Below are 19,382 nucleotides of genomic sequence, written 5' to 3'. Positions count from 1 at the left end.
CTGCGCAGCCCAACGCAGCCTCGTGTCTCGGCAGCTGCTACAGGGAACAGTGGTTGCGGTGAAGAAATGGATTCTCCCACGCAAAACAACTCAATCCGCTAGTCTTGCTCAATCTGGAAAGGGAGCCATTCATGTTCGAATCTGCTGAAATCGGTCACGCCATCGACAAAGAAACCTACGAAGCTGAAGAACCGGCGCTGCGTGAAGCGTTGCTCGAAGCGCAGTTCGAACTTCAGCAGCAAAAGCGCTTTCCGGTGATCATCCTGATCAACGGCATCGAAGGCGCCGGCAAGGGCGAGACGGTCAAGTTGCTCAACGAGTGGATGGACCCGCGCCTGATCGAGGTCCGCACCTTCGATCAGCAGACCGATGAAGAGCTGGCGCGACCCCCGGCCTGGCGGTACTGGCGGATGCTCCCGGCCAAGGGCCGCATGGGGATCTTCTTCGGCAACTGGTACAGCCAGATGCTCCAGGGCCGGGTCCATGGTCTGTTCAAGGACGCGGTGCTGGATCAGGCGATCAACCAGTCGGAGCGCTTTGAAAAAATGCTCTGCGACGAAGGCGCGCTGATTTTCAAATTCTGGTTTCACCTCTCCAAGAAACAAATGAAAGCGCGCCTCAAGGCACTCGCCGACGACCCCTTGCACAGCTGGCGCATCAGTCCGCTGGACTGGCAACAATCGCAGACCTACGACAAGTTCGTGAAGTACGGCGAGCGCGTATTGCGCCGTACCAGCCGTGACTACGCGCCCTGGCATGTGATTGAAGGCGTGGATGCGCATTACCGCAGTCTGGCGGTGGGCAAGATCCTGCTCGAAGGCCTGCAAAGTGCCTTGAAGCGATCCAGAATCCATCCCTCCAAGGTCAACGCTGCGCCGCTGCCGATCCATGTCGATCAGCTCAACCTGCTCGACAGCCTGGACCTGAGCCAGCGCCTGGAAAAGGACGATTACGAAGAACAACTGATTACCGAACAGGCGCGATTCTCGGGTTTGATGCGCGACAAACGCATGCGTCAACACGCCTTGATCGCGGTGTTTGAAGGCAATGATGCAGCGGGCAAGGGCGGTGCGATTCGGCGAGTTGCCGCGGCGCTCGATCCACGCCAATACGACATCGTGCCGATTGCCGCACCCACTGAGGAGGAACGGGCGCAGCCGTATTTGTGGCGCTTCTGGCGGCACATTCCGGCCAAGGGCAAGTTCACCGTATTCGACCGCTCGTGGTATGGCCGGGTATTGGTCGAGCGCGTTGAAGGCTTCTGTCCACCTGCGGACTGGCTGCGGGCCTACAGCGAGATCAACGATTTCGAAGAGCAGATTTCCGAATCGGGCGTCATCGTCGTCAAGTTCTGGCTGGCTATCGACAAGGAGACTCAGCTGGAGCGTTTCGAAGCGCGGGAAGACATTCCCTTCAAGCGTTTCAAGATCACCGAAGACGACTGGCGCAACCGTGACAAATGGGACGCTTACCGCGCGGCCGTTGGCGATATGGTTGACCGCACCAGCACCGAAGTCTCGCCGTGGACGCTGGTGGAGGCCAATGACAAGCGTTGGGCTCGGGTCAAGGTCCTGCGCACGATCAACCAGGCGCTGGAAGAAGCGTTCGCGAAGTCAGACAAGCACAGCAAAAAGGCCAAAAAACACAAGCCGTGAGCCAATGGCTGCGCATACGCGGGGTGAATGATTGTCGCGGTTGGTTATGAGGTGGACTTATGCTCGGTCCACTCTCAACCGACAACAACAATGAGGTATGCCATGCGTGAAGTGGTGATCGTCGATAGCGTGCGGACCGGCCTGGCCAAATCCTTTCGCGGCAAGTTCAACCAGACCCGTCCGGATGACATGGCGGCGCATTGTGTCGATGCCCTGTTGGCGCGAACCGGGATCGACCCGGCCAGCGTTGAGGATTGCATCGTCGGTGCGGGCTCCAACGAAGGCGCCCAGGGGTACAACATCGGTCGCAACGTCGCGGTGTTGTCGCGTCTGGGCATCGGCACTGCGGGCATGACCCTCAACCGTTTCTGCTCCTCGGGCTTGCAGGCCATCGCCATCGCCGCCAATCAGATCGCGTCGGGCTGCAGCGAAATCATCGTGGCCGGTGGCGTCGAATCCATCAGTCTGACCATGAAAAGCGTCAACACCGACAACTTGATCAACCCGCTACTGAAAGAGCAGGTGCCGGGCATCTATTTCCCCATGGGCCAGACCGCCGAAATCGTTGCGCGCCGATACGGAGTCAGCCGCGAAGAGCAGGATCTGTACGCGCTGCAAAGTCAGCAACGCACGGCCAAGGCTCAGACCGACGGTTTGTTCGATGATGAAATCGTGCCGATGGCGGTGAAGTACCGGGTTGAAGACAAGGCCACCGGTCAGATCCAGATCCTCGACGGGATCGTCGATCGCGACGACTGCAACCGCCCGGACACTACCCTGGAAAGCCTGGCCGGGTTGAAACCGGTGTTTGCCGAGGACGGTTCGGTGACGGCGGGCAACTCTTCGCAATTGTCCGATGGCGCTTCGATGACCCTGGTCATGAGCCTTGAAAAAGCCCTGGAACTGGGGCTCAAGCCCAAGGCGTTCTTCCGTGGTTTTGCGGTGGCAGGGTGCGCGCCGGACGAGATGGGCATCGGTCCGGTGTTCTCGGTGCCGAAATTGCTCAAGTCCAAGGGTCTGCAGGTGGCCGACATTGATCTGTGGGAACTCAACGAAGCGTTTGCTTCGCAGTGCCTGTACAGCCGCAACCGCCTGGAAATCGATAACGACAAGTACAACGTCAATGGCGGTTCGATTTCCATCGGCCACCCGTTCGGCATGACGGGTTCGCGTCAGGTCGGGCACATTGTGCGGGAGTTGCAGCGGCGTAATTTGCGGTATGGGGTGGTTACCATGTGCGTGGGTGGCGGGATGGGGGCTACCGGGTTGTTTGAGGCTGTGCGTTAAATGCCTCAGGATTTGTAGCGATTGTGAAATAGCCATCGCGGGCAAGCCCGCTCCCACAGTGATTGGCGGCGATTGCAAATGTTGCGTACGCCACAAAACCTGTGGGAGCGGGCTTGCCCGCGATGCAGACGCCTCGGTCTAACGTCTGGTGCCCAACCTCTGCATCCGCTCGATGTAGGCCTGAATCTCCCGCGCCACCACCTTCGGGTTCTCAAACGGTCCCTCCAGCGTATTTTCCCGGGTGCTGAAAAACAGTTCCCCATTCACCCGACACACCCGGTCGCAGCGAAAGTGCGTGGCGGGGGCGTTGTCTTGGGCGCGCATGCCGTACATGGCAATCTCCTGAAGGATGTTCCGGTTGGCGGATCCAATGAGCTTATGCATGAACCACTTGCGGTGCCTGACCAACTGATCGACGGCACTTCGCCAGATTAATGGTGCGACCTGCACAGTTTCATTCGCGGCCCGTCGCCAACTGTCCCTGTGTCGCGCTCGGGTCTGCGCCTAGAATGGTGTTTCTTGCTATCTGGCTTTGGGGTTCGCATGCACATTTCATCCGGTCGCTGGGTTTACGGTCTGTTCCTGGCCTTGTTGACCGCGGTTCTGTGGGGAATCCTGCCGATCAAACTCAAACAAGTCCTGCTGGTGATGGACCCGGTGACGGTGACCTGGTTTCGCCTGACGGTGTCCGGTGGTTGCCTGTTCATTTATCTGGCAGCGACCAAACGCCTGCCCAGCCGCAAAGTCCTCGGCCCGCGCGGCGGCTGGCTGGTGTTGATGGCGGTGCTTGGTCTGGTCGGCAACTACGTGCTGTACCTGATGGGCCTGAACCTGCTCAGCCCCGGCACCGCGCAACTGGTGGTGCAGATGGGCCCGATCATGTTGCTGATCGCCAGTTTGTTTGTGTTCAAGGAACGTTTCAGTGTGGGGCAGGGGACTGGCCTGCTGGTGCTGCTGATCGGTTTCGCGCTGTTCTTTAATCAACGCCTGGCCGAGTTGTTGACGTCGCTGACCGACTACACCGCCGGCGTGTTGCTGGTGCTGCTGGCGTCCACGGTCTGGACCTTCTATGCCTTGGGGCAGAAGCAATTGCTGACGGTGTGGAATTCGTTGCAGGTGATGATGGTGATCTACCTGTTCTGCGCGCTGTTGCTGACGCCGTGGGTGCATCCGCTGGAGGCATTGCAATTGAGCCCGCTGCAAGGCTGGTTGCTGCTGGCGTGCTGCATGAACACCTTGATTGCCTACGGTGCATTTGCCGAAGCGCTGGCCCATTGGGAAGCTTCGCGGGTCAGTGCGACGCTGGCGATAACACCGTTGGTGACGTTTGGCGCGGTGGCCGTGGCGGCGTGGGCGTGGCCGGAATATGTGCATGCCGAGACGATCAATGGTCTGGGGTACGGCGGGGCGGTGTTGGTGGTGGTGGGGTCGGCGTTGGTGGCCCTTGGGCCGTCGTTGATTGCCGGGCTCAAGGCGCGCAAGGTGCGGATGGCGGCCAGTTAGACCGCGTTATCGTTCATCGCGAGCAAGCCCGCTCCCACAGGTTATGCGTCGATCACTATATTCAGGATCGACACAAAACCCTGTGGGAGCGGGCTTGCTCGCGAAGACTGACTGTCAGGCGCCGAAAATCTTAACCCTTGGCACCCGCTTCCAACATATTCTCCGGCCTTACCCACGCATCAAACTCTTCATCCGTCAGATACCCCAGCTGCAACGCTGCCTCACGCAAGGTCAGCCCTTCGCTGTAAGCCTTCTTGGCAATCTCCGCCGATTTGTCGTAGCCGATATGCGGATTCAGCGCCGTCACCAGCATCAACCCACGCTCCAGGTGCTCAGCCATTTTCGCTGCATCGGGTTCAAGCCCGGTGATGCAATGCTGCTGGAAGTTGCTGCAGCCGTCGCCCAGCAGGCGGATCGATTGCAGCAGGTTGTGGATGATCACCGGTTTGAACACGTTCAGCTGCAAGTGCCCCTGACTTGCCGCAAAACCAATGGCGACATCGTTGCCCAGAACCTGACATGCGAGCATCGACAGCGCTTCGCACTGGGTCGGATTGACCTTGCCCGGCATGATCGAGCTGCCCGGCTCGTTGGCTGGCAGTTTCACTTCGGCAAAACCGGCGCGCGGCCCGGAACCCAGCAGACGCAGGTCGTTAGCGATTTTCATCAGGGTCACGGCGAGGGTTTTCAGCGCGCCCGACAACGTGGTCAGCGGCTCATGGCCGGCCAGTGCGGCGAACTTGTTCGGCGCGGTGACAAACGGCAGGCCGGAGAGGGCGGCCAGCTCTGCGGCGATCGCTTCACCAAAACCGTGGGGCGAATTCAGCCCGGTGCCGACGGCGGTGCCGCCCTGGGCCAGTTCACACACCGCCGGCAGCGCGCTGCGGATCGCCCGTTCGGCGTAATCCAGTTGAGCGATAAACGCAGAGAGTTCCTGGCCGAAGGTGATCGGCGTGGCGTCCATCATGTGGGTACGGCCGGTCTTGACCAGTTTCATGTGCCGCGCCGACAACTCGGCCAAGCCACCGGAGAGTTCACTGATCGCCGGCAGCAAATGCTGCTGCACCGCTTGGGCGGCGGCAATGTGCATGGCGGTCGGGAAGCAGTCGTTGGAGCTTTGGGAGCGGTTGACGTGATCGTTGGGGTGAACCGGGGTCTTGCCGCCGCGAGGATTACCGGCCAGTTCGTTGGCGCGACCAGCGATCACTTCGTTGACGTTCATGTTGCTCTGGGTGCCGCTGCCGGTCTGCCAGACCACCAGCGGGAACTGGTCGTCGTGGCTGCCGTCGAGCACTTCGTCGGCGGCCTGTTCGATCAGGCGGGCGATATCGGCGGGCAGGTCGCCGTTGCGGTCATTGACCCGCGCCGCGGCTTTTTTGATCAGGGCCAGTGCGTGCAGCACGGCCAGCGGCATGCGTTCGTTGCCAATGGCGAAATTGATCAGCGAGCGTTGCGTCTGAGCGCCCCAGTAGGCCTCATCCGGGACTTCCACCTGGCCAAGGCTGTCGGTTTCGATACGGCTCATCTTGCACACTCCTGTAGGTCGATAGCGCAGTTTAGGCCGTGATCGCCGGCCGTGGTTCCATCAGTCTGGTTTTTGACCGTTCAACCCCTCTAATTCAGGCCCGACAAGGCTTGGGGTTGAGTGACACACTTTTTTAGGCGCAGAATGGACGCCCTTGGGGTTTTACCTCGCCTGCTAGAAAAGGAAACTCGATGACTCGTCTTCGTGCCATCTGTACCGCGGTTGCACTGGTTTGCGCCAGCGGCCCTGTTTTTGCCGATACCGCCAGCCACAACGCCAGTGCCGAAGCTTTCCTGACCCTGGCGCACGCTGACAAATTGGGCACTCCGGTGTACATGCAAGTGCAGCAAATGTTCGCTCAGCGTTTTGAACAGACCAAAGCCCCTGAATCGAAAAAAGCCTTGCTGGAAACTTACCAGGCCAAAGCCAATGCCGCGCTGGACCAAGCCATTGGCTGGAACAAGCTCAAGCCGGACATGGTCAAGCTCTACACCACCAACTTCAGCGAATCCGAGCTGAAAGACCTGGTTGCGTTCTACAAGTCGCCACTGGGCAAGAAAGTCCTGGAAAAAATGCCGCAGCTGACTCAGCAATCGGCCCAGATGACTCAAGCCAAGCTGGAAAGCGCGGTGCCTGTGGTCAACAAACTGCTGGCTGACATGACTGCCGAGCTGGAGCCTAAAGGCGCCGCCGCTCCAGCCAAGAAAAAGCCTTAAGCGGAGTCGGGTATGACCATGCAACAACGCATCGAATCGACGCTGGGCCTGTTACAGCCTGAGCATCTGCAAGTGCTGGATGAAAGCCATATGCACAGTCGTGGGTTGCAAACCCATTACAAGGCCGTGGTGGTCAGCCAGCAGTTCGAAGGGCTCAACCGCGTCAAGCGTCACCAGAAAGTCTACGGCACGCTCGGCGAGCTGATGGGCGAGTTCCATGCGTTGGCGCTGCATACCTACACGCCTGAAGAATGGGCACAGATCGACGCGGCCCCGGCCTCACCGACTTGTGCTGGCGGCAGCAAGCATTGATGTGATGGGCTGAAGGACTGATGGGCTGTTGTGGCGAGGGAGCTTGCTCCCGCTGGACTGCGAAGCAGTCCCGGAACCTGCAACAGCGTTCTGTCTGAAAGAGTGCAGTCGCCAGCATTACGACTGCTTCGCAGCCGAGCGGGAGCAAGCTCCCTCGCCACAAAGGCATCTCGCAGTCCTGAACCCACACCTTTTTTGCTAGAATCCGCAACGCGCCGCTCACCCGGCGCGTTTTTTTTGAATCCGGTTCACCCCTTACGAGGGTAGCCACCTGGAGAATCACCCATGACACAACAGATTGTCGTGGCGGCACTGTATAAGTTCGTCACTCTGGAAGATTACGTCGCCCTGCGCGAGCCATTGCTGCAAGCCATGGTCGACAACGGCATCAAAGGCACGCTGCTGATCGCCGAAGAAGGCATCAACGGCACTGTGTCCGGCAGCCGCGAAGGCATTGACGGGCTGATGGCCTGGCTCAAGAACGATCCGCGCATGGACGACATCGACCACAAAGAGTCGTACTGCGACGACCAGCCGTTCTACCGCACCAAGGTCAAACTCAAGAAAGAAATCGTCACCCTCGGCGTCGAAGGCGTGGACCCGAACAAAAAGGTCGGCACCTACGTCGATCCACAGAACTGGAATGCGCTGATCAGCGATCCTGAAGTGCTGTTGATCGACACCCGCAACGACTACGAGGTCTCGATCGGCACCTTCGAAGGCGCCATCGACCCGAAAACCACCAGTTTTCGCGAGTTCCCTGACTACATCAAAGCCCACTTCGACCCGGCCGTGCACAAGAAAGTCGCGATGTTCTGCACCGGCGGCATTCGTTGTGAGAAGGCTTCGAGCTACATGCTCAGCCAGGGTTTTGACGAGGTCTATCACCTCAAGGGCGGCATTCTGAAGTACCTCGAAGAGGTGCCGCAGGAAGAAACCAAGTGGCAGGGCGACTGTTTCGTGTTCGACAACCGCGTGACCGTGCGCCATGACCTCAGCGAAGGCGACTACGATCAATGTCATGCCTGTCGTACGCCGGTAAGCGTCGAAGACCGCGCGTCCGAGCATTACGTGGCTGGCATCAGTTGCCCGCATTGCTGGGATACGCTGAGCGAGAAGACCCGTCGCAGCGCCATTGATCGGCAGAAGCAGATCGAGCTGGCCAAAGCGCGCAACCTGCCTCACCCGATCGGCTACAACTACAAGCAAACTCCTTCAGAGGCTTGAACCATGTCTGCCCAACGCCTGCTCTACGTGATGGACCCGATGTGTTCCTGGTGCTGGGGCTTTGCGCCCGTCGCCAACGCGTTGGTCGAGCAGGCGCAGGCGGCAGGGGTGGACGTGCATCTGGTGGTGGGCGGCTTGCGCACCGGCAGCGGCTCCGCCTTGGAGCCGACCACCCGGCGCTACATCCTTGAGCATTGGCAGGCCGTCACCCAGGCCACCGGCCAACCGTTCAAGACCGAAGGCGCGTTGCCTGACGGTTTTGTCTACGACACCGAGCCGGCGTGCCGGGCGCTGGTGACGGCGCGCAATCTGGCGCCGGATTGCGCGTGGAAACTGCTCGGGTTGATTCAACACGCGTTCTACGCCGAAGGTCGAGACGTCACTCACGCCAGTGTCCTGGTTGAGTTGGCCGAGCAGGCCGGCCTGCCGCGCATCGAATTTGCGGCCGCGTTCGACCGTGCCGATCAGCACGCCGCCACCGCTGCTGATTTCACCTGGGTCCAGGACCTCGGCATTGCCGGCTTCCCTACGTTGCTGGCTGAACGTAATGGGCAACTGGCGCTGTTGACCAATGGCTATCAACCCTTGAGTGAATTGTCGCCATTGCTCGGCCGTTGGCTGGAGCGCGCGGCCTGTGCATGACCTGCCCGATGACACGCCCGCTCCCAAGCGTGTCGATCGGCTGAGTTGGGCTGAAATCCGGCGGCAGGCCCTTCACCATAAAAAATCCCTGTGGATCGCCAATGGCGTAGCGGTACTGGCCACTCTGTGCAGCGTGCCGATTCCTCTGCTGCTGCCATTGCTGGTGGACGAAGTGCTGCTGGGGCACGGCGATTCTGCGCTGAAAATCATGAACCACGCGTTGCCGCAAGGCTGGCAGAAAGCGGCAGGCTACATCGGCCTGATGCTGCTGGTGACTTTGTTGCTGCGCTGTGGCGCCTTGCTGTTCAACGTGGTGCAGGCGAAGTTGTTCGCGGCGCTGGCCAAAGACATCGTGTATCGCATCCGCATCCGGCTGATCGAACGGCTCAAGCGCATTTCCCTGGGCGAATACGAAAGCCTGGGCAGCGGCACGGTGACCACGCATCTGGTCACGGACCTGGACACGCTGGACAAGTTTGTCGGCGAGACCCTCAGTCGATTCCTGGTGGCGATGCTGACGCTGGTCGGTACCGCGAGCATTCTGATCTGGATGCACTGGAAGCTGGCATTGCTGATCATGTTGTTCAACCCGCTGGTGATCTACGCCACGGTGCAACTGGGCAAGCGGGTCAAGCACCTGAAGAAGCTCGAGAACGACAGCACCTCGCGGTTCACCCAGGCCCTGACCGAAACCCTCGACTCGATTCAGGAAGTGCGCGCCGGCAACCGTCAGGGCTTTTTCCTCGGGCGCCTGGGGCAGCGGGCCCGGGAAGTGCGCGATTACGCGGTGAACTCGCAGTGGAAAACCGATGCATCGAACCGCGCCAGTGGTTTGTTGTTCCAGTTCGGCATCGATATTTTTCGTGCCGCGGCGATGCTCACCGTGTTGTTCTCCGACTTGTCCATCGGCCAGATGCTGGCGGTGTTCAGCTACCTGTGGTTCATGATCGGTCCAGTGGAGCAGTTGCTCAATTTGCAGTACGCCTATTACGCCGCCGGTGGTGCGCTGTCGCGAATCAACGAGCTGCTGGCCCGTGCCGATGAGCCGCAATACCCCGGCGGTGTCGATCCGTTTCAGGGACGGGACACCGTGGGCATCGAAGTCCAGGGCCTGAGTTTCGGATACGGCGATGAGTTGGTGTTGAACCAGATGGACCTGTCCATCGCCCCCGGTGAAAAAGTGGCAATCGTCGGTGCCAGCGGTGGCGGTAAAAGCACCTTGGTGCAGTTGCTGCTGGGGTTGTACACGCCCCTTGCCGGGACCATCCGCTTCGGTGGCTCGACCCAGCAAGAGATCGGCCTGGAGACCGTGCGCGAAAACGTCGCCGTGGTCCTGCAACACCCCGCGCTGTTCAACGACACTGTGCGCGCCAACCTGACGATGGGCCGTGTGCGCAGCGACGAAGCCTGCTGGCAGGCCCTGGAAATTGCCCAGCTGAACCAAACTGTTCGAGAGTTGCCTGATGGTCTGGACAGCATCGTCGGACGCTCTGGCGTGCGGTTGTCCGGTGGCCAGCGGCAACGGCTGGCGATTGCGCGAATGGTGCTGGCCGAACCCAAGGTCGTGATCCTCGATGAGGCCACCTCGGCGCTGGACGCGGCCACCGAATACAACCTGCACCAGGCGCTGGCGCGGTTCCTGAGCAACCGCACCACGCTGATCATTGCGCATCGGTTGTCGGCGGTTAAACAGGCCGATCGGGTGCTGGTGTTCGACGGCGGGCAAATTGCCGAGGATGGCGACCATCAGCAGCTGATTGCCGAAGGTGGTTTATACGCCAAGCTTTATGGCCATTTGCAGCAGCATTAGTGACAGTTCGCGCCAGGTTGACGGCAAGAGTACGCAAAATATGGCCACTGGCTTGCCGGGATCGAATACGCACCCTAGTCTAGCTGTAGCGATCACGTTGGATGATGATCTGGCAGTGCTAATGCAAGGGACCTCATGAAGCAAAAGCGGACTCTCGGAACCCCCAGGTTGTTGGGCATCGTCTGGCCATTTATTGCCGTAGTGCTATTTCAAGCGCTGTTGGGCGGGGTCAGTCTCTATGTGCTTTCGGCGGTCCGCGGCTATGTGGCCGGGGAGAGCCTGTGGTCGAAGGGCCAGAAAGACGCCATCTATTACCTCAATCTCTACGCGGACAGTCGCGATGGGGCCATTTTCCTCAAGTACCAGAACGCCATTGCCGTACCGCAGGGTGGCCACGAGTTGCGCGTGGCGCTGGATCACCAGCCACCGAATATCGAAGCCGCACGGGTGGCGATTCTCAAGGGTGGCAATCACCCCGACGACGTCTCCAGCGTAATCTGGCTGTACCTCAATTTCAGGCATTTCAGTTACCTGGAAAAAGCCATCGACCGCTGGACGGTGGGTGACGCGTACCTGGTGCAACTCGATGACGTCGCGCAAGAGATGCACCAGCGCATTACCGAAAATCAGGCGTCGGACGCCGACATCAAGCGCTGGAAGGAGCAGATATTTGCGATCAACGATGGTGTGACGCCTGCCGCCAAAGCCTTCAGCGATGCCTTGGGCGAGGGCTCGCGCTTGATTCTGCGCCTGCTGCTGGTGACGAACCTGGCCACGGCCCTGGGCCTGATTGCATTGGCCTTGATGCGCACACACAAGCTTCTCAAGCAGCGCCACGCCTTTGCCGAGGCCTTGCAGCTGGAGAAAGACCGGGCGCAGATCACCCTGCAATCGATTGGCGACGGGGTGATCACCACGGATGTCGACGGTGCAATCGCCTATATGAACCCGGCGGCCGAAGCGTTGACTCACTGGAAAGGCGAGCAGGCCATCGGCTTGCCGCTGGCGGCCCTGTTCAATCTGCTGGATGACAACGCTCAGGCCGATGGTTTTACCTTGATCGAGCACATCTTGAGCGGTCAGCTCAGCGGCGGCAGTGAGCATTCCAAGCTGATCCAGCGCCTGGATGGCAGCACCGTCTCGGTCACCCTGGTCGGGGCGCCGATCCGCAACGCCGACAAGGTCAGTGGCGCGGTGCTGGTGTTGCATGACATGACTCAGGAGCGGCAGTACATCGCCAACCTGTCCTGGCAGGCGACCCATGACGCCTTGACCGGGCTGGCCAATCGTCGCGAGTTCGAATATCGCCTGGAGCAGGCGCTGCACAACCTGACGCGATACGCCGGGCGCCACGCCTTGATGTTCCTCGATCTGGACCAGTTCAAACTGGTCAACGACACCTGTGGCCATGCGGCGGGTGACGAACTGCTGCGGCATATCTGCGCACTGTTGCAATCGGGCCTGCGCGAAGGCGACACCCTGGCCCGGCTGGGCGGTGACGAGTTCGGGATTCTGCTGGAAAACTGTCCGCCGGAAGTCGCCGAGAAAATTGCCGAGAGCCTGCGCCATACCGTGCAAAACCTGCACTTTGTCTGGAAAGGCCGGCCTTTCGTCACCACGGTGAGCATCGGGATGGTTCATATCGCGCAAACCCCGACCACCCTCGAAGCTTCGCTGCGTGCTGCCGATATGGCCTGTTACATGGCCAAGGAAAAGGGCCGTAACCGGGTTCAGGTGTACAACGCCGATGATTCGGAACTGTCCCTGCGTTTCGGTGAGATGGCGTGGGTACAGCGCCTGCACATGGCGCTGGAGGAAGACCGCTTTTGCCTCTACTCCCAGGAAATTGCTCCCCTTGGCCATACTGAACGCGGCGGCGGACATATAGAAATCCTGTTGCGTCTACATGATGAAGCCGGGCGCATGATATTGCCCGACAGTTTTATTCCGGCTGCCGAGCGTTATGGCCTGATGACCGCACTTGATCGTTGGGTAGTGCAGAACGTCTTCAAGATCATTGCTCAATGTATAGCCGAAGAGCGCGAAGGTCCTTTGGCCATGTGTGCGATTAATCTGTCAGGCACTACTATCGGAGATGACGCGTTTCTGGACTTCCTGAGGGAACAGTTTGTTACTTGGTCTATTCCACCTGAAATGATTTGTTTTGAAATTACAGAAACCAGCGCAATTTCAAATTTGGGAAGTGCAATTAGATTTATCAATGAACTCAAAGGTTTAGGTTGCCACTTTTCATTGGATGACTTCTGCGCCGGGATGTCCTCATTCGCCTACTTGAAACATTTACCTGTAGACTTCTTGAAGATCGATGGAAGTTTCGTAAAGGATATGCTGGACGACCCGATTAACCGCGCCATGGTAGAAGTGATCAATCACATCGGCCATGTCATGGGTAAGCGCACGATTGCCGAGTTTGTAGAAACACCCCAGATCGAGCAGGCATTGCTGGAGATCGGGGTCGATTTCGCTCAAGGGTATGTCATTGAACGCCCGCATCTGTTTACCTGCGATAGTTTGCAAAGTCGTCCTGCCAGGCCTCAACCTTTGTTATTCAAGGCGCCCGGCACGTTCCGTTGAAATCTCTTGCTGATCCTAACAATCACAATCAAAAGGAGCCCGACAGTGATCGACACATTCAACCGAACCGGACCACTCATGGAAGCCGCAAGTTACCCGGCATGGGCACAACAGCTCATCAAGGATTGCAGCGAGAGTAAGCGCCGGGTTGTCGAACACGAACTGTATCAGCGCATGCGAGACAATAAACTCAGCGCAAAAACCATGCGTCAGTACCTTATTGGTGGCTGGCCGGTCGTTGAACAGTTCGCGTTATACATGGCACAAAACCTGACCAAGACTCGTTTTGCTCGCCACCCAGGTGAAGACATGGCGCGTCGTTGGTTGATGCGCAATATTCGTGTCGAACTGAACCATGCCGATTACTGGGTAAACTGGAGTCGAGCCCATGGTGTCAGCCTGGAAGATCTGCAAGCGCAACACGTTGCTCCCGAATTGCACGCGTTGAGTCACTGGTGCTGGCACACCAGTTCGGCGGATTCATTGATTGTCGCCATAGCCGCGACCAACTACGCCATCGAAGGCGCGACCGGGGAGTGGTCGGCGCTGGTCTGTTCCAATGGTGTCTACGCGGCAGCGTTCCCGGAGGAAGAGCGCAAGCGGGCCATGAAATGGTTGAAGATGCATGCCCAGTACGACGATGCCCATCCCTGGGAAGCGCTGGAAATCATCTGCACGCTGGCGGGCATGAACCCGAGCAAATCCCTGCAAGTGGAATTGCGCGAGGCGGTGTGCAAGAGCTACGACTACATGCACCTGTTTCTGGAGCGTTGTATGCAGTTGGAGCACTCGGAAAAGGCTCCGGTCGCGCGTGAGCGCATGGCATTGGCCGAAAGCTGATCCATAGGCAATTCCAGCCAAAAAAAATGTGGGAGCGGGCTTGCTCGCGAATGCGGATTGTCAGTCAACATCAACGTTGAATGTCAGTCAGTATTCGCGAGCAAGCCCGCTCCCACATTGGTTATGTGGCGCAGCTAAATGTTTTAACCCGCCATGGCCAGCCGGTTACGCCCTTCGCGCTTGGCGACATACAGCGCGCTATCGGCCCTGCGCAACAAGCTCTCGGCAGACTCACCGGGCAGCAGGGTCGAACAACCCAGGCTGACCGTCAGCTCGACCATATTGCCGTCGGCCTTGTAATTCTGCGCCTGCGCCGCAAACCGCAGTCGTTCGCCGACCATGGCAGCGGCTTCCCGGCTGGTGTTGGACAGCAGGATCAGAAACTCCTCGCCGCCAAACCGGAACACCATGTCCACATTGCGCAGCTGGTTCTTGATCGCGGCGGCGACAGCCTTGAGTACGTCATCGCCCGCACTGTGACCGTAGTTATCGTTAACGTTCTTGAAGTGATCGATGTCCAGCATCAGCAGCGACAACGGCATCAAGTGACGTCGCGACATCTCGATTTCACGCTGCAAGGTCTGATCCATGGCGATGCGATTGCCGGTGTCGGTCAAGGGGTCGCGCAATGCACTTTGCGTCGCGGCCCGGTAGAGCAGGGCGTTACGCATCGGGAACAGCAGAGTGGACAGCAACGATTCCAGGTTGCCCTGTTCGTACTCGCTGAATCGCTGATTACGGCGGAACACCAGTTCGCCGAGGTTCTCGCCTTCATGACTGAGGCTATAGCTGACGGAATGATGGCCGCGATGACCGAGCTCCAGACGCAAATCACTGGCCGGGTGCTGATAAGTCAGCGCATCCAGCGGCACCAGGCGCTGAATTTCTCGGAAGAAAAGTCCGAGAATGCGTTGTGGTTCAAGACTGGTTTGCAGCTGTTGGCCAAGTTGCTGGCGCAATTGTGCAAGGCTGAATGGCCGCTCCAGAATGGGAGGTTGCTGACCAAAGCCCAGGCGTTGCAATTTGGCGCTGTCGAAGTCAATTGCGTTGGTCTGGGATGGTGATTTCATATGGCGTGAGCCCCTAAGCAGTAAGGCTGTCTTACAGGCTGGGTGAGAGCGGCTTTGGGCTGCGCGTCATACTGGTCCATCAGTCCCGTAGGACATTTGGCGCAAGTTTAGTCCGCTTTGCCGAATATTAGTAACCTATCGACTGAGGCGTCTGCCCGATTGCTTTCACACGGCGTGTCTGAGCAAATTTAGAGCGAAAGTCATGCCAATGAGTTCCTTCGAATAAAAAGCGTTCAAAATCAATGTCTTGTGAGATCTTAGCGAGTTTTTTGAATTGGCAAGCGACGGCCATTTGACTAAGGTCGCTGTATTTGCGAGGCGCTTTAAGTGCCGCGCCGGGAATTCGGCACGACACGAAAAGCGACGTGCGGTTGTTATTGGGCGTTGAAAGCCTGGCCGTTGATGCCCGTGCTGTCCGGACCCATCAAATAGAGGTAGACCGGCATGATCTCCTCGGGTGTCGGGTTGTTCAGCGGGTTTTCACCCGGATAAGCCTGGGCACGCATGCTTGTGCGGGTGGCGCCCGGGTTGATGCTGTTGGACCGCACCGGCGCGACGGTGTCGACTTCGTCGGCCAGGGTTTGCATCAGGCCTTCGGTGGCGAACTTGGACACCCCATAAGCGCCCCAGTACGCGCGGCCCTTGCGACCGACGCTGCTGGAGGTGAACACCACCGAAGCGTCCTGGGACAGCTTCAGCAGCGGGAGCAGGGTGCTGGTGAGCATGAACATGGCGTTGACGTTGACTTGCATGACGCGCATGAAGTTCTCGCCGGACAGCTGCTCGATCGGCGTGCGCGGACCAATGATCGACGCGTTGTGCAGCAAACCGTCGAGGTGGCCGAACTCGGTTTCGATCATCGCGGCCAGCTCGTCGTACTGGTGAGGCAGCGCGGTTTCCAGGTTGAACGGGATCACGGCGGGTTGCGGGTGTCCGGCGGCTTCGATTTCGTCATAGACCTGAGTCAGGTTGGCTTCGGTCTTGCCCAGCAGCAGTACGGTTGCACCATAGGCGGCGTAGGTTTTCGCCGCCGCAGCGCCAATGCCGCGACCTGCGCCGGTGACCAGGATGACCCGGTCCTTGAGCAATTCAGGGCGGGCGGAATAATCAAACATAAGAAACCTCACAACAATTCAATTGGCAGGCATCACACCTGTGGCTAGAGGGCTTTGTGGCGAGGGGATTTATCCCCGTTGGGCTGCGCAGCGGCCCCAGAATCTGCCGACTCGATCTACCTGACGCAACTGAGGCGAATGTTATGGGGCCGCTTCGCAGCCCAACGGGGATAAATCCCCTCACCACAAAAGCATCCAGCGGCCAAGCGGGTCAGCAGCTGCAAAGAGCGCTATCGAGTACCTTGCGCAACTCCAGCGGATGATCCACCACCACATCCGCCCCCCAATGCCGCGGGTTGTCGTCCGGGTGAATGTACCCGTAGGTCACGGCAGCCGTTTTGGTGCCGGCATCGCGGCCAGACTCGATATCGCGCAGATCATCGCCCACAAACAGCACGCTGGCCGGGTCCAGGTCGAGCATCTTGCACGCCAGGATCAACGGTTCAGGGTCCGGCTTACTGTTCTTTACATGGTCCGGGCAGATCAGCAGCGCCGAGCGCTCAGCCAACCCCAGCCGTTGCATGATCGGCTCGGCGAAGCGCACAGGTTTGTTGGTCACCACGCCCCAGATCAGGTTGGCCTTCTCGATGTCGGCCAGCAATTCGCCCATGCCGTCGAACAGCTTGCTGTGGACTGCGCAATCCTTGAGATAACGCTCGAGAAATTCCAGGCGCAGTTCTTCGAAGCCCGGGGATTCCGGGTCCATGGAGAAGGTCACGGCGACCATCGCCTTGGCGCCGCCGGAAATCTCGTCGCGGATGTGCTTGTCGTTGACCGGCGGCAAGCCGCGATCGGCGCGCATCGCCTGGCAGATGGCAATGAAGTCCGGCGCGGTGTCGAGCAGCGTGCCGTCCATGTCGAAAAGGACCGCTCTGATACGCATCGGCTTACTCCTCGCGCAGGGTCTGGATCATGTAATTGACGTCGACATCGGCCGCCAGTTTGTAGTGCTTGGTCAGCGGGTTGTAAGTCAGCCCGATGATGTCCTTGACGGTCAGGCCGGCCATGCGGCTCCAGGCGCCCAGCTCGGAAGGGCGGATGAATTTCTTGAAGTCGTGGGTGCCGCGCGGCAGCAACTTCATGATGTATTCGGCGCCGACGATGGCGAACAAGTACGCCTTCGGATTGCGGTTGATGGTGGAGAAGAACACCTGGCCGCCCGGTTTGACCATTTTGAAGCAGGCGCGGATCACCGAGGACGGATCTGGCACGTGCTCCAGCATCTCCAGGCAGGTAACCACGTCGAACTGCTCGGGCATTTCTTCGGCCAGCGCTTCGGCGGTGATCTGCCGGTATTCAACGCTCACACCGGATTCCAGCTGGTGCAATTGTGCGACAGCCAACGGCGCTTCGCCCATGTCGATGCCCATGACAGTCGCGCCGCGCTGGGCCATGGCTTCACTGAGGATGCCGCCGCCGCAGCCCACATCGAGGACTTTCTTGCCGGCCAGATTGACCCGTTCGTCAATCCAGTTGACCCGCAGCGGGTTGATGTCGTGCAGCGGTTTGAACTCGCTTTCGCGGTCCCACCAACGATGGGCCAGGGCTTCGAATTTGGCGATTTCGGCGTAGTCGACGTTACTCATGGTTTAAGTCCTCTAAAACTTGAAAAATCCTGTTGCCCCGATGTTCAGGCCGGGGTGCTTACAATTCGGTGTGGCCACTGATGCGCTGGCCCCAGGCCTTGGCGGTGGCGCAGAGCTGCGCTTCGTCCAGGCGGGTCAGGCGACGGTCGTCGAGCAGTTGCTTGCCGGCGACCCACAGGTGTTTCACGCAGTCGCGGCCGGTGGCATATATAAGCTGCGAAACCGGATCGTAGACCGGTTGCTGCGCCAGGCCTGAAAGGTCGAACGCGACGATGTCCGCGGCTTTGCCGACTTCCAGCGAGCCGACTTCAGTCTCGATCCCCAGCGCACGGGCGCCGTTGAGTGTGGCCATTCGCAGCGCACGATGGGCGTCCAGCGCGGTAGCGGAGCCGGCGACAGCCTTGGCCAGCAACGCGGCAGTGCGGGTTTCGCCAAGCAAATCGAGGTCATTGTTGCTGGCCGCGCCATCGGTTCCGATCGCGACATTGACGCCGGCCTGCCACAGACGCTCGACCGGGCAGAAACCGCTCGCCAGCTTGAGGTTGGACTCCGGGCAATGAATCACATTGGTGTTGCTTTCTACCAGCAGCACCAAGTCTTCATCGCTGATCTGGGTCATGTGCACGGCCTGGAAGCGCGGGCCGAGCAAGCCCAGGCGCCCGAGTCGAGCCAGCGGGCGTTCACCACGCTGCTCGACCGCTTGCTGTACTTCGAATGCGGTTTCATGGACGTGCATGTGAATCGAGGCGTCCAGCTCTTCGGCGATCACCCGGATTTTCTCCAGGTTTTCGTCGCCCACGGTGTAAGGCGCATGAGGACCGAAGGTGACTTTAATGCGCTCGTGGTGCTTGAGATCGCCGAACAGTTCGACGCCCTGACGAATGGCCTCGTCCGCTGAGCTGGCCCCTGGAATCGGGAAGTCGAGGATCGGAATGGCGATTTGTGCACGAATGCCACTGTTATGCACGCGTTCGCTGGCAACCTTCGGGAAGAAATACATGTCAGAGAAGCAGGTGATGCCACCTTTTATCTGCTCGGCGATGGCCAGGTCAGTGCCATCGCGTACAAAGTCTTCGTCGACCCACTTGGCCTCGGCGGGCCAGATGTGGTTTTCCAGCCAGGTCATCAGTGGCAGATCGTCGGCCAGTCCCCGGAACAGCGTCATCGCCGCATGCCCGTGGGCATTGATCAAGCCGGGGCTGAGCAACATGTCCGGTAACTCGCGCACTTCGGTTGCGTTAAGCTTCAGCGCAGCCGACCTTGGGCCGATAAACACGATACGACCGTCGCGGATGCCCAGGCCGTGCTCTTTGAGGACAACACCAGCGGGTTCGACGGGTACCAGCCAGGTCGGCAGCAATAACAGGTCGAGCGCAGCGGCAGTGTTCGGCATCGAGGGTCGGTTCCAGTGCTTTTGTAAAGGATGGCGAAGTATACCCGAGCGTCTTCGCGGGGGGATCGCTATAATCGGCGGCTTTTGTTCATGAGTGCGGGGTGTG

17 protein-coding genes are annotated in these 19,382 nt (G+C 59.3%); 10 read left to right on the top strand and 7 right to left on the bottom strand.

Features of this window, described 5'->3' with window-relative positions:
- The first annotated feature begins 131 nt into the window (after positions 1-131).
- Both pap and ACA060_RS20705 read left to right on the top strand, forming a co-directional pair.
- Positions 132-1,655, top strand: a complete 1,524-nt coding sequence (pap, locus tag ACA060_RS20710; RefSeq protein WP_497312888.1) for a polyphosphate:AMP phosphotransferase — start codon at positions 132-134, stop codon at positions 1,653-1,655.
- A gap of 102 nt (positions 1,656-1,757) precedes the next feature.
- The gene (locus tag ACA060_RS20705; RefSeq protein WP_497312886.1) at positions 1,758-2,942 is read left to right on the top strand and encodes a thiolase family protein; all 1,185 of its coding nucleotides are present in this window, start codon (positions 1,758-1,760) and stop codon (positions 2,940-2,942) included.
- 138 nt (positions 2,943-3,080) lie between these two features.
- Here the strand turns inward: ACA060_RS20705 and ACA060_RS20700 are convergent, their stop codons facing one another.
- Positions 3,081-3,275, bottom strand: a complete 195-nt coding sequence (locus ACA060_RS20700; RefSeq protein ID WP_497318324.1) for a DUF6316 family protein — start codon at positions 3,273-3,275, stop codon at positions 3,081-3,083.
- Between the two features lie 210 nt (positions 3,276-3,485).
- Here ACA060_RS20700 and ACA060_RS20695 point away from each other — a divergent pair, with 210 nt between their 5' ends.
- Positions 3,486-4,445: a DMT family transporter gene (locus tag ACA060_RS20695; RefSeq protein ID WP_497312884.1), complete on the top strand. Its 960-nt coding sequence runs from the start codon at positions 3,486-3,488 to the stop codon at positions 4,443-4,445.
- A 130-nt stretch (positions 4,446-4,575) separates the two neighbouring features.
- On the opposite strand, the gene ACA060_RS20690 is transcribed toward ACA060_RS20695, so the two are convergent.
- On the bottom strand, positions 4,576-5,970 hold the full coding sequence (locus ACA060_RS20690; protein ID WP_109633754.1) for a class II fumarate hydratase: 1,395 nt from the start codon (positions 5,968-5,970) through the stop codon (positions 4,576-4,578).
- Positions 5,971-6,161: 191 nt separating this feature from the next.
- Between ACA060_RS20690 and ACA060_RS20685 the strand changes: the two genes are divergently transcribed.
- The 7 genes from ACA060_RS20685 to ACA060_RS20655 all read left to right on the top strand — a co-directional run bounded on the left by ACA060_RS20685 (position 6,162) and on the right by ACA060_RS20655 (position 14,112).
- On the top strand, positions 6,162-6,686 hold the full coding sequence (locus ACA060_RS20685; protein WP_109633752.1) for a DUF2059 domain-containing protein: 525 nt from the start codon (positions 6,162-6,164) through the stop codon (positions 6,684-6,686).
- 12 nt (positions 6,687-6,698) lie between these two features.
- Positions 6,699-6,998, top strand: a complete 300-nt coding sequence (locus ACA060_RS20680) for a BolA family protein (RefSeq protein ID WP_017340055.1) — start codon at positions 6,699-6,701, stop codon at positions 6,996-6,998.
- Positions 6,999-7,283: 285 nt separating this feature from the next.
- A complete protein-coding gene (gene trhO, locus ACA060_RS20675; protein ID WP_109633750.1) occupies positions 7,284-8,225 on the top strand; it encodes an oxygen-dependent tRNA uridine(34) hydroxylase TrhO in 942 nt (313 codons plus the stop codon).
- 39 nt (positions 8,226-8,264) lie between these two features.
- On the top strand, positions 8,265-8,867 hold the full coding sequence (locus ACA060_RS20670; protein ID WP_178082354.1) for a DsbA family protein: 603 nt from the start codon (positions 8,265-8,267) through the stop codon (positions 8,865-8,867).
- Entirely contained in the window at positions 8,860-10,677 is a 1,818-nt protein-coding gene (locus ACA060_RS20665) for an ABC transporter ATP-binding protein (RefSeq protein WP_497312881.1), read from the top strand. The genes ACA060_RS20670 and ACA060_RS20665 overlap by 8 nt, the downstream gene beginning before the upstream one ends.
- A gap of 135 nt (positions 10,678-10,812) precedes the next feature.
- On the top strand, positions 10,813-13,272 hold the full coding sequence (locus ACA060_RS20660; RefSeq protein ID WP_497312879.1) for an EAL domain-containing protein: 2,460 nt from the start codon (positions 10,813-10,815) through the stop codon (positions 13,270-13,272).
- 78 nt (positions 13,273-13,350) lie between these two features.
- Positions 13,351-14,112 (top strand): iron-containing redox enzyme family protein, encoded by a 762-nt coding sequence (locus ACA060_RS20655; RefSeq protein WP_497312877.1) that lies wholly within the window; start codon positions 13,351-13,353, stop codon positions 14,110-14,112.
- Between the two features lie 143 nt (positions 14,113-14,255).
- Here ACA060_RS20655 and ACA060_RS20650 read toward each other — a convergent pair whose 3' ends face one another.
- The 5 genes from ACA060_RS20650 to ACA060_RS20630 all read right to left on the bottom strand — a co-directional run bounded on the left by ACA060_RS20650 (position 14,256) and on the right by ACA060_RS20630 (position 19,276).
- Positions 14,256-15,182: a GGDEF domain-containing protein gene (locus ACA060_RS20650; RefSeq protein WP_497312875.1), complete on the bottom strand. Its 927-nt coding sequence runs from the start codon at positions 15,180-15,182 to the stop codon at positions 14,256-14,258.
- Between the two features lie 374 nt (positions 15,183-15,556).
- Positions 15,557-16,297, bottom strand: coding sequence for a YciK family oxidoreductase (locus ACA060_RS20645; RefSeq protein WP_109633741.1), 741 nt, complete (start codon positions 16,295-16,297; stop codon positions 15,557-15,559).
- A 211-nt stretch (positions 16,298-16,508) separates the two neighbouring features.
- A complete protein-coding gene (gene mupP, locus ACA060_RS20640; RefSeq protein ID WP_461975582.1) occupies positions 16,509-17,180 on the bottom strand; it encodes an N-acetylmuramic acid 6-phosphate phosphatase MupP in 672 nt (223 codons plus the stop codon).
- Positions 17,181-17,184: 4 nt separating this feature from the next.
- Positions 17,185-17,883, bottom strand: coding sequence for a bifunctional 2-polyprenyl-6-hydroxyphenol methylase/3-demethylubiquinol 3-O-methyltransferase UbiG (gene ubiG / locus ACA060_RS20635; RefSeq protein WP_109633737.1), 699 nt, complete (start codon positions 17,881-17,883; stop codon positions 17,185-17,187).
- Between the two features lie 58 nt (positions 17,884-17,941).
- Positions 17,942-19,276, bottom strand: coding sequence for a TRZ/ATZ family hydrolase (locus ACA060_RS20630; protein WP_497312872.1), 1,335 nt, complete (start codon positions 19,274-19,276; stop codon positions 17,942-17,944).
- Positions 19,277-19,382: the final 106 nt, after the last annotated feature.

The sequence above is a fragment of the Pseudomonas sp. LBUM1671 genome (assembly GCF_059695685.1).
The sequence above is the reverse complement of the archived record's forward strand: the minus strand, read 5'-3'. Positions and strand labels throughout refer to the sequence as shown.

What these genes read in the sequence shown, in the direction of transcription:
- pap (WP_497312888.1), top strand. Translation starts at nt 132, where the DNA reads ATGTTCGAATCTGCTGAAATCGGTCACGCCATCGACAAAGAAACCTAC.
- ACA060_RS20705 (WP_497312886.1), top strand. Translation starts at nt 1,758, where the DNA reads ATGCGTGAAGTGGTGATCGTCGATAGCGTGCGGACCGGCCTGGCCAAA.
- ACA060_RS20700 (WP_497318324.1), bottom strand. Translation starts at nt 3,275, where the DNA reads ATGTACGGCATGCGCGCCCAAGACAACGCCCCCGCCACGCACTTTCGC.
- ACA060_RS20695 (WP_497312884.1), top strand. Translation starts at nt 3,486, where the DNA reads ATGCACATTTCATCCGGTCGCTGGGTTTACGGTCTGTTCCTGGCCTTG.
- ACA060_RS20690 (WP_109633754.1), bottom strand. Translation starts at nt 5,970, where the DNA reads ATGAGCCGTATCGAAACCGACAGCCTTGGCCAGGTGGAAGTCCCGGAT.
- ACA060_RS20685 (WP_109633752.1), top strand. Translation starts at nt 6,162, where the DNA reads ATGACTCGTCTTCGTGCCATCTGTACCGCGGTTGCACTGGTTTGCGCC.
- ACA060_RS20680 (WP_017340055.1), top strand. Translation starts at nt 6,699, where the DNA reads ATGACCATGCAACAACGCATCGAATCGACGCTGGGCCTGTTACAGCCT.
- trhO (WP_109633750.1), top strand. Translation starts at nt 7,284, where the DNA reads ATGACACAACAGATTGTCGTGGCGGCACTGTATAAGTTCGTCACTCTG.
- ACA060_RS20670 (WP_178082354.1), top strand. Translation starts at nt 8,265, where the DNA reads ATGTGTTCCTGGTGCTGGGGCTTTGCGCCCGTCGCCAACGCGTTGGTC.
- ACA060_RS20660 (WP_497312879.1), top strand. Translation starts at nt 10,813, where the DNA reads ATGAAGCAAAAGCGGACTCTCGGAACCCCCAGGTTGTTGGGCATCGTC.
- ACA060_RS20655 (WP_497312877.1), top strand. Translation starts at nt 13,351, where the DNA reads ATGGAAGCCGCAAGTTACCCGGCATGGGCACAACAGCTCATCAAGGAT.
- ACA060_RS20650 (WP_497312875.1), bottom strand. Translation starts at nt 15,182, where the DNA reads ATGAAATCACCATCCCAGACCAACGCAATTGACTTCGACAGCGCCAAA.
- ACA060_RS20645 (WP_109633741.1), bottom strand. Translation starts at nt 16,297, where the DNA reads ATGTTTGATTATTCCGCCCGCCCTGAATTGCTCAAGGACCGGGTCATC.
- mupP (WP_461975582.1), bottom strand. Translation starts at nt 17,180, where the DNA reads ATGCGTATCAGAGCGGTCCTTTTCGACATGGACGGCACGCTGCTCGAC.
- ubiG (WP_109633737.1), bottom strand. Translation starts at nt 17,883, where the DNA reads ATGAGTAACGTCGACTACGCCGAAATCGCCAAATTCGAAGCCCTGGCC.
- ACA060_RS20630 (WP_497312872.1), bottom strand. Translation starts at nt 19,276, where the DNA reads ATGCCGAACACTGCCGCTGCGCTCGACCTGTTATTGCTGCCGACCTGG.